Annotated in this window: 10 protein-coding genes and 1 riboswitch; of the genes, 6 read left to right on the plus strand and 4 right to left on the minus strand. The window is 61.7% G+C overall.

The genetic code is table 11. The features are described 5' to 3' along the window. Positions 1-97: 97 nt before the first annotated feature. The gene (locus AC04P6_RS02515; RefSeq protein WP_475565016.1) at positions 98-289 is read right to left on the minus strand and encodes a hypothetical protein; all 192 of its coding nucleotides are present in this window, start codon (positions 287-289) and stop codon (positions 98-100) included. Positions 290-439: 150 nt separating this feature from the next. Next, entirely contained in the window at positions 440-916 is a 477-nt protein-coding gene (locus tag AC04P6_RS02520) for a DUF2798 domain-containing protein (RefSeq protein WP_475565017.1), read from the minus strand. A 265-nt stretch (positions 917-1,181) separates the two neighbouring features. On the opposite strand from AC04P6_RS02520, the gene AC04P6_RS02525 reads away from it, so the two are divergent. The 4 genes from AC04P6_RS02525 to AC04P6_RS02540 all read left to right on the plus strand — a co-directional run bounded on the left by AC04P6_RS02525 (position 1,182) and on the right by AC04P6_RS02540 (position 3,209). Then, the gene (locus tag AC04P6_RS02525) at positions 1,182-1,439 is read left to right on the plus strand and encodes a hypothetical protein (protein WP_475565018.1); all 258 of its coding nucleotides are present in this window, start codon (positions 1,182-1,184) and stop codon (positions 1,437-1,439) included. 30 nt (positions 1,440-1,469) lie between these two features. Beyond that, positions 1,470-1,543, plus strand: a riboswitch (Fluoride riboswitch). A gap of 45 nt (positions 1,544-1,588) precedes the next feature. After that, on the plus strand, positions 1,589-1,960 hold the full coding sequence (crcB, locus tag AC04P6_RS02530) for a fluoride efflux transporter CrcB (RefSeq protein ID WP_475565019.1): 372 nt from the start codon (positions 1,589-1,591) through the stop codon (positions 1,958-1,960). Between the two features lie 83 nt (positions 1,961-2,043). Next, a complete protein-coding gene (locus AC04P6_RS02535) occupies positions 2,044-2,247 on the plus strand; it encodes a hypothetical protein (RefSeq protein ID WP_475565020.1) in 204 nt (67 codons plus the stop codon). A gap of 140 nt (positions 2,248-2,387) precedes the next feature. Then, positions 2,388-3,209, plus strand: a complete 822-nt coding sequence (locus tag AC04P6_RS02540) for an ADP-ribosylglycohydrolase family protein (protein ID WP_475565021.1) — start codon at positions 2,388-2,390, stop codon at positions 3,207-3,209. 58 nt (positions 3,210-3,267) lie between these two features. Here AC04P6_RS02540 and AC04P6_RS02545 read toward each other — a convergent pair whose 3' ends face one another. Further along, on the minus strand, positions 3,268-3,645 hold the full coding sequence (locus AC04P6_RS02545) for an arsenate reductase family protein (protein WP_475565022.1): 378 nt from the start codon (positions 3,643-3,645) through the stop codon (positions 3,268-3,270). Between the two features lie 154 nt (positions 3,646-3,799). Between AC04P6_RS02545 and AC04P6_RS02550 the strand changes: the two genes are divergently transcribed. Further along, the gene (locus tag AC04P6_RS02550; RefSeq protein WP_475565023.1) at positions 3,800-3,979 is read left to right on the plus strand and encodes a Nif11-like leader peptide family natural product precursor; all 180 of its coding nucleotides are present in this window, start codon (positions 3,800-3,802) and stop codon (positions 3,977-3,979) included. A gap of 397 nt (positions 3,980-4,376) precedes the next feature. Here AC04P6_RS02550 and AC04P6_RS02555 read toward each other — a convergent pair whose 3' ends face one another. Continuing rightward, a complete protein-coding gene (locus AC04P6_RS02555) occupies positions 4,377-4,622 on the minus strand; it encodes a glutaredoxin family protein (protein WP_475565024.1) in 246 nt (81 codons plus the stop codon). A gap of 121 nt (positions 4,623-4,743) precedes the next feature. Here AC04P6_RS02555 and AC04P6_RS02560 point away from each other — a divergent pair, with 121 nt between their 5' ends. Further along, complete coding sequence (locus AC04P6_RS02560; RefSeq protein ID WP_475565025.1) at positions 4,744-5,475, plus strand: carbohydrate-binding family 9-like protein; 732 nt, start codon at positions 4,744-4,746, stop codon at positions 5,473-5,475. Positions 5,476-5,779: the final 304 nt, after the last annotated feature.

Genomic DNA, 5,779 nt, shown 5'->3' on the forward strand with positions numbered 1-5,779 from the left:
GTGCTCCTAGACGTATCGGCTGCAGTCCTGAACGCACGCTGCCGTTGGGCTGCGGCCCCGGCCTGCTGCTTGCTTGAGGCTGGTTGAGCCGCTGTGGTTACGCCATGCAGGCGGCGGCTTCGCTGGGCTCGGCGAAGCGGACCTCGGATTCGTTGGCAAGGATGACCGTGGGCGTGGCGCTCTCGGCAACGTGCTTCGGGAGGTAGATGTCGTAGCCGTTCCACGTGCCAGCCTGCTCCACGATCGCGTACCCGTGCTTCCATGCGAAAAGCGTCACATTGATGCTCACAACGGCCTCCATTTCCGAAACGACAATTCGACTTTATGGCCGTTTTGAATCAAGAGCAATCCTTGACTTTTGCGCGCGCGGAGTGTCTGCCGCTCACGCTGCAGGGCGATTTTTTGATGCGAAATGCATGCCGATTTTGCGTCTCCGGTCTTACGCCGCGGCGGCTTGGAACGGGGCGACCAGCTTGCCGAAAGCAAAGCGAACTGCGGGCCCGGCGACGAGGAACTGCCAGAGCGCCGCGATAGGGTAGTTCACGACGATGAGCTGGAGCAACGTGGGCCAGAAGCTCGCGTCGACCGCGCCCTTCACGATCACGCAGGCGGCAAGGCTCATGAGCGGGCACATCAGGAGCACTGACGTGCCCGAGATGGCGAACACAATCGCGCGCTGCGACGCGCCCTTGCGCGCCACGGCGCCAGCGGCGCGGCCTGCGATGCGGGAGACCAGGAGTAGGTCGATCGCAATGGCCACCGGCCACATGATCAGCATTTCCTGGAGCGCGGATGCGAAGATCCCGGGCGAAACCGCTCCCTGACTAATAATGATGTTGAAGCAAATCATCGCGTAGACCATGACGAACGTCATCAAGACAGTGAACGCGCATTCCTGCAGGCGTGTTTTGGGCATAATAAAACCTCCGTGCGATCCGAGCAGTGTTTGTTCGTTATCACCAGGAGGTGTGCGTTTCCAATTGTACCTGCTATGCGTTTGTTGCACGAGCGACTATAGCACCCGGGGGCGGTTGCTCGTAAGCGCTGCGCCCCTGCTCCCCGCAAAATCTGCATCACTCTTTTTGGCTCGTGGGCTGGCTGTCCCATCTGCTGTACTCGCAAATGGGCTGGGCCTGAAATAATCCCTATCATCGGCACAAGTGCGTGGAAAGGGGAGGGCCATGGCGGATGGAATGTGGACCATGAACGACAACGGCGAGTTCCACCTGGAGGAACCGTATCGCACGCAGTTGCGGGAGGCCAAGGAGGCCGCCACGCGCGGCTGGCATGCGGCCCTCGTCGAGTACCTGGTGCCCAGGTGCCCCTACACGGCCCAAGAGCTCACCGACGAGCTGGTTCGGCGCAACGTGCAGCGCGGCGACGACAAGGTCCTTCTCTTCGAGGAGTTCATCCTAGAGGCCCTGAGCGGGGACCTGTAGCTCAAGTCCTCCGCGGGCGTGCGGTATACTCCTCGCAATGGGAATGAGGCTCTCCCTAGGTCGAACCTGAACCGCGCGCCAGCGCTGATGGCTTCTGCAAGGTCAACGTGCAGGGGCCTTTTTCGTTGCTCCTGCGGAAAGGGGGCGATGTGCTCCTCAACTGCCTCGCCGTCGGATGCGGCGGCTTTATCGGATCCGTGCTGCGCTACCTGATAGGAAACGCGGCCCCGCCATCTTCGTTCCCCCTGGCGACGCTCGCCATAAACGTCGTCGGCTCGTTCGTGCTCGCGGCTCTCGCGGCGCTCGTGCTGCGGGGTTCGATGGCCGATGGGCAGCTCTCCCTCTTGCTGCGCGTCGGGCTCTGCGGTGGGTTCACGACCATGTCGACGTTCAGCCTGGAGGTGGTCGACCTGGCGTCGCGCGGGGCGTGGGTTGGCGCCGTTGCGTACGCCGTCCTCACATGCGCGCTCTGCGTCGTAGCCGCGTTTGCGGGCGGCGCAGTCGTATCCAAAGTGGGGTAGTTGTCCCCTCTACGGTACTCGCAAAAGAGCCAAGACTGGGATAATTCTCACCATAGACGCCAATGCGCGGAGGGGAGGCTGAGGTGGCAGCATTCGACGAAGACAATCACGGTCAGAACCTGTGGTATGCGACAAAGTGGCTCGAAGAATCCGGCGGCTCGGATGCCGGCGGCTCCTCGAGAGGCTCCGGATGGCGGCCCGTCCTTGTCGTGCTGGCGATCATGTCCGCGCTGTTCTTTCCCTGTCTCATCGTGTCGTACGCGCTCTACCTGTTCAGCGCAATCTGATCGAGCTTCAAGCGCCGGCGCTCAACCCCGAACCGATTTCGATCTTGTGCAAGGTGTCGGTTTCTTGGGAATTGCTGCAGGGGTAATCTTGAAGAGGTACATTGCGGGACGCGCTGGCGGCGAGTGAAGGAGGCGGGCGCATGGCGGGCAAGCTGAGGGATGCGGTTTACGGTGCGGCGGTAGGGGATGCGTTGGGCGTGCCCTACGAGTTCCAAGGGCGCGAGGCGTTCGAATGCGCGGGCATGGTGTCGGGCGGCACATACGGGTTGCCGGCCGGCACGTTCTCGGATGACACGTCCATGATGCTGGCCACGTGCGACAGTATTCGCGAGTGCGGGCGCGTGGATGTGCGCGACATGCGCGGGCGGTTCGAGGCGTGGGTGCGTGACGGCGCCTACACGGCCGATGGCGTCGTGTTCGATGTCGGCAACACCGTGGCGACCGCCCTGGCCGAGGGGCGCGGGTGCGACGGCGTGCGTTCCAACGGCAACGGGTCGCTCATGCGCATTGCGCCGCTGGCGTTTTTCGATGCTTCCGACGATGACGTGCGGGCGGTGTCTGCGGTTACGCACGCGCATCGTCTTTCGACCGAGTCGTGCGTGTGTTTCGTGCGGCTGATCCGCGGGGTGGTTGGCGGCGCTTCGCTGGAGGAGGCGTTGCGGGGCGGCATTCCCGGGGGCGACGAGTTCGCCTTCCTGGCCGATGTGGCGTCGCGGCCGCGCAACGAGGTGCCTTCGAGCGGCTACGTGTTGGACACGCTGGGTGCGGCCATCTGGTGCTTCGCGAACACCGGCAGTTACGCCGATTGCGTGCTTGCCGCCGTGAACCTGGGTTCGGACACCGACACCACCGCCTGCGTGGCCGGCGCCCTCGCCGGCGCGGTCTACGGCTACGAGGCGATTCCCGCAGGCTGGCTGGACGCCTTGCGCGGCAAGGACGTTATCGACCGCTGCCTGTTTTAATGCCACGAGGCGAGCGGCCTTAATCAATCGAGCGCACTTCCGCCTCGAATGCGGATTCCTAAGCATTAGCGTCTAGCTGGAGCGCTTGCTCCCAGTCGGCTTCCTTGAAGCCGGGTAGTACGGTGTCGTTCAGCACGAGCAGCGGGCGTTTCACGAGCATGCCGTTGGTGGCCAGGAGGGTGTACATCTCGCCCTCGGTCATGTCGGGCAGCTTCTTCGAGAGCCCCATTTCGCGATAGAGCATGCCGCTGGTGTTGAAGAAGCGCTTCAGCGGCAGACCGCTGCGCTTGTGCCAAGTGCGCAGCTCGCGCTCGGTGGGGTTCTTCTCCACGATGTGGCGGAATTCGTAGCTGACGCCGCGGCTGTCCAGCCACTTCTGGGCCTTGTTGCTGGTCGAGCATTTCGGGTATCCGACGAACAGGATCTTGCTTGTCATTGGAACCTCCCTGCCTGAGCGGGCTCACTTCTGCCCCTCATTGTAAGCTGGGCTGCGCCTTTTTCGGAATGGTTTCAACGCATCGTCGTATATTCAATCGTAAGCGGGGTTATGGGCGCTTTCGCCCCGACCCTCCCGAGAGGAAGGAAGCAGCGTGGATTACAAGGACCTTAGCCCCGAGCTTCGCGAGAAGGTAAAGGCGTGCAAGACCTCCGAGGATTTCTTGGCGCTCGCCAAGAAGGAGGGCTACAAGCTCTCCGAGGAAGAGCTCGAGGCCGTCGCGGGCGGCAAAAGCTGGTCGTGCGAGCACTGCGCGCTTCTTATTGGCGATTAGCCCTTTTAGGTGAATAGCCCCTTTAGGGCGTTATCGAACGCAACACCGGGGTCGCCGTATCTGAGGCATGCCGCGATTCCATAGCACGGAGGCTGTTTTTTCCAATCTTGCGATTTCGTGGCAAGTTTTGGCCTCCGTGCTATCGGTTTGTGAGCCCGTCGAAAGTTGCGACCTGGGCAAACGCGTTTTTCCCATAGCATGGAGCGCGTTTTTGCCCGGGGTTTCATAGCATGGAGGGCGAAACTTGCCATGAAATCCGGCTTCTGGCAAAAACGGTCTTCGTGCTATGGGAATCGGGCAAGAAACGGCCTCCATGCCACGGGAGCCGGTCAAAAAGAGCCTCCGTGCTACGGCAACCAGGCAAAAACGGCCTCCGTGCAACGGGGCCGCCGATGCCTTACAGCACGGCGCCCCGTAGCCAGTTGACGATGTCGCCGCTCTCGTAGAGCGGCTTTCCGTCTATGAACAGGCAGGGCACCTGGCGCTTCCCGCCGACGGCGATGAGCGTTTGCAGCGCCTCGTCATCCGCGTGGATGTTCTTCAGCTCGATGCTGCCCGCAACGCCGAGCTCGTCGATGGTTCGAAGCACCCTCTGGCAAAAGGGGCACTCGGGGTAGTAGTAAAGCTCGAGGGTCTCGTTCATGGTTTCCTCCTAGCGGTGGCCTGAGCGGGTTAGCTTCTGCCTCCATTGTAGCGCTGGGCGCCCCGTGCTCCGTGGTGGGAAAAGATGCTATCTTGGTGCGCGAGGGAAAGGTGGGGTCATCATGAAGAAGCTGCTGCCCGTGGTTGCCATGTTCGCGCTCGTGCTCGTGATGGGCGGTTGCTCGCAGCAGGGCGATGCCGGCTCGCAAGGCGCATCCAGCCCGAGCGTCCCGAGCGCCGCGAACCCCGACGCTAAGAGCTACACGATCGCCCGCATCTCGGGCGAGCCTGACTGGGGCACCATCGCGCAGCTCGATATCGACGACGCCGAGTGGGGCAGCTCGTTCGGGATCAGCGCTCATGCCCAGCTCTGCCATGATGACCAGGCAATTTACGTGCGCATGTGGGCGGAAGAACAGGACATCCGCGCGACATACGCGGCCGATGACCCTCTCGCGAAGTGCTACGAGGACAGCTGCCTCGAGGCCTTCCTCATGCCGGTTGCCGGCGACGCGCGCTACCTGAACTTCGAGTTCAACCCCAATTGCGCGCTCTGCAACGAAATCGGCGCGCAGCGGCAGGGCCGCACGCGGCTCCTTCCCGAGCCCGAGACCCTCAACGCGGCATCATCCCGCACTAGCGACGGCTGGGAGATAACTTACGAGATTCCGTTCGACTACTTCCGATCGCTTTTCCCCACGTTCAGCCCTGAGCCGGGCATGCAGCTGCGCGGCAATTTCTACAAGTGCGGCAACCTGACCGCGAACAAGCACTACCTGACCTGGAACCATGTCGACAGCAACACGCCGGACTTCCACGTGCCCGAATCTTTCGGGATCCTCGTGCTCGAATAGCCATGCAGCAACATCGCGAAAAACTGCCAAAAATTTGAGATAGTCTGAAGATTTTTCCGGCGCTCCAAATGAGCACCTCGAAAACCCCCACTCTGAACTGGGGTTACGGAAGTGCTTTATTTCACGGGGTGTGAAATTTGACCCATTATCTTCAGACTATCTCAAATTTTTGGCAGATTTACGTGAAATCGCTGCACGCACCGCGCGGCTACATGGTCGAGCGGAACTTCTTGACCTTCTTGGAGATGTCGGCCAGCTCCTCTTGGCTCAGCTCGGGCAGGTGCTCGAGCTGGTCGATGAAATG

Source organism: Denitrobacterium sp., from assembly GCF_056180635.1.

Bases quoted from the DNA above. Each gene is read 5' to 3' on its own strand.
- AC04P6_RS02520 (WP_475565017.1), bottom strand. From the start codon at position 916: ATGCCCAAAACACGCCTGCAGGAATGCGCGTTCACTGTCTTGATGACG.
- AC04P6_RS02525 (WP_475565018.1), top strand. From the start codon at position 1,182: ATGGCGGATGGAATGTGGACCATGAACGACAACGGCGAGTTCCACCTG.
- AC04P6_RS02540 (WP_475565021.1), top strand. From the start codon at position 2,388: ATGGCGGGCAAGCTGAGGGATGCGGTTTACGGTGCGGCGGTAGGGGAT.
- AC04P6_RS02545 (WP_475565022.1), bottom strand. From the start codon at position 3,645: ATGACAAGCAAGATCCTGTTCGTCGGATACCCGAAATGCTCGACCAGC.
- AC04P6_RS02555 (WP_475565024.1), bottom strand. From the start codon at position 4,622: ATGAACGAGACCCTCGAGCTTTACTACTACCCCGAGTGCCCCTTTTGC.
- AC04P6_RS02560 (WP_475565025.1), top strand. From the start codon at position 4,744: ATGAAGAAGCTGCTGCCCGTGGTTGCCATGTTCGCGCTCGTGCTCGTG.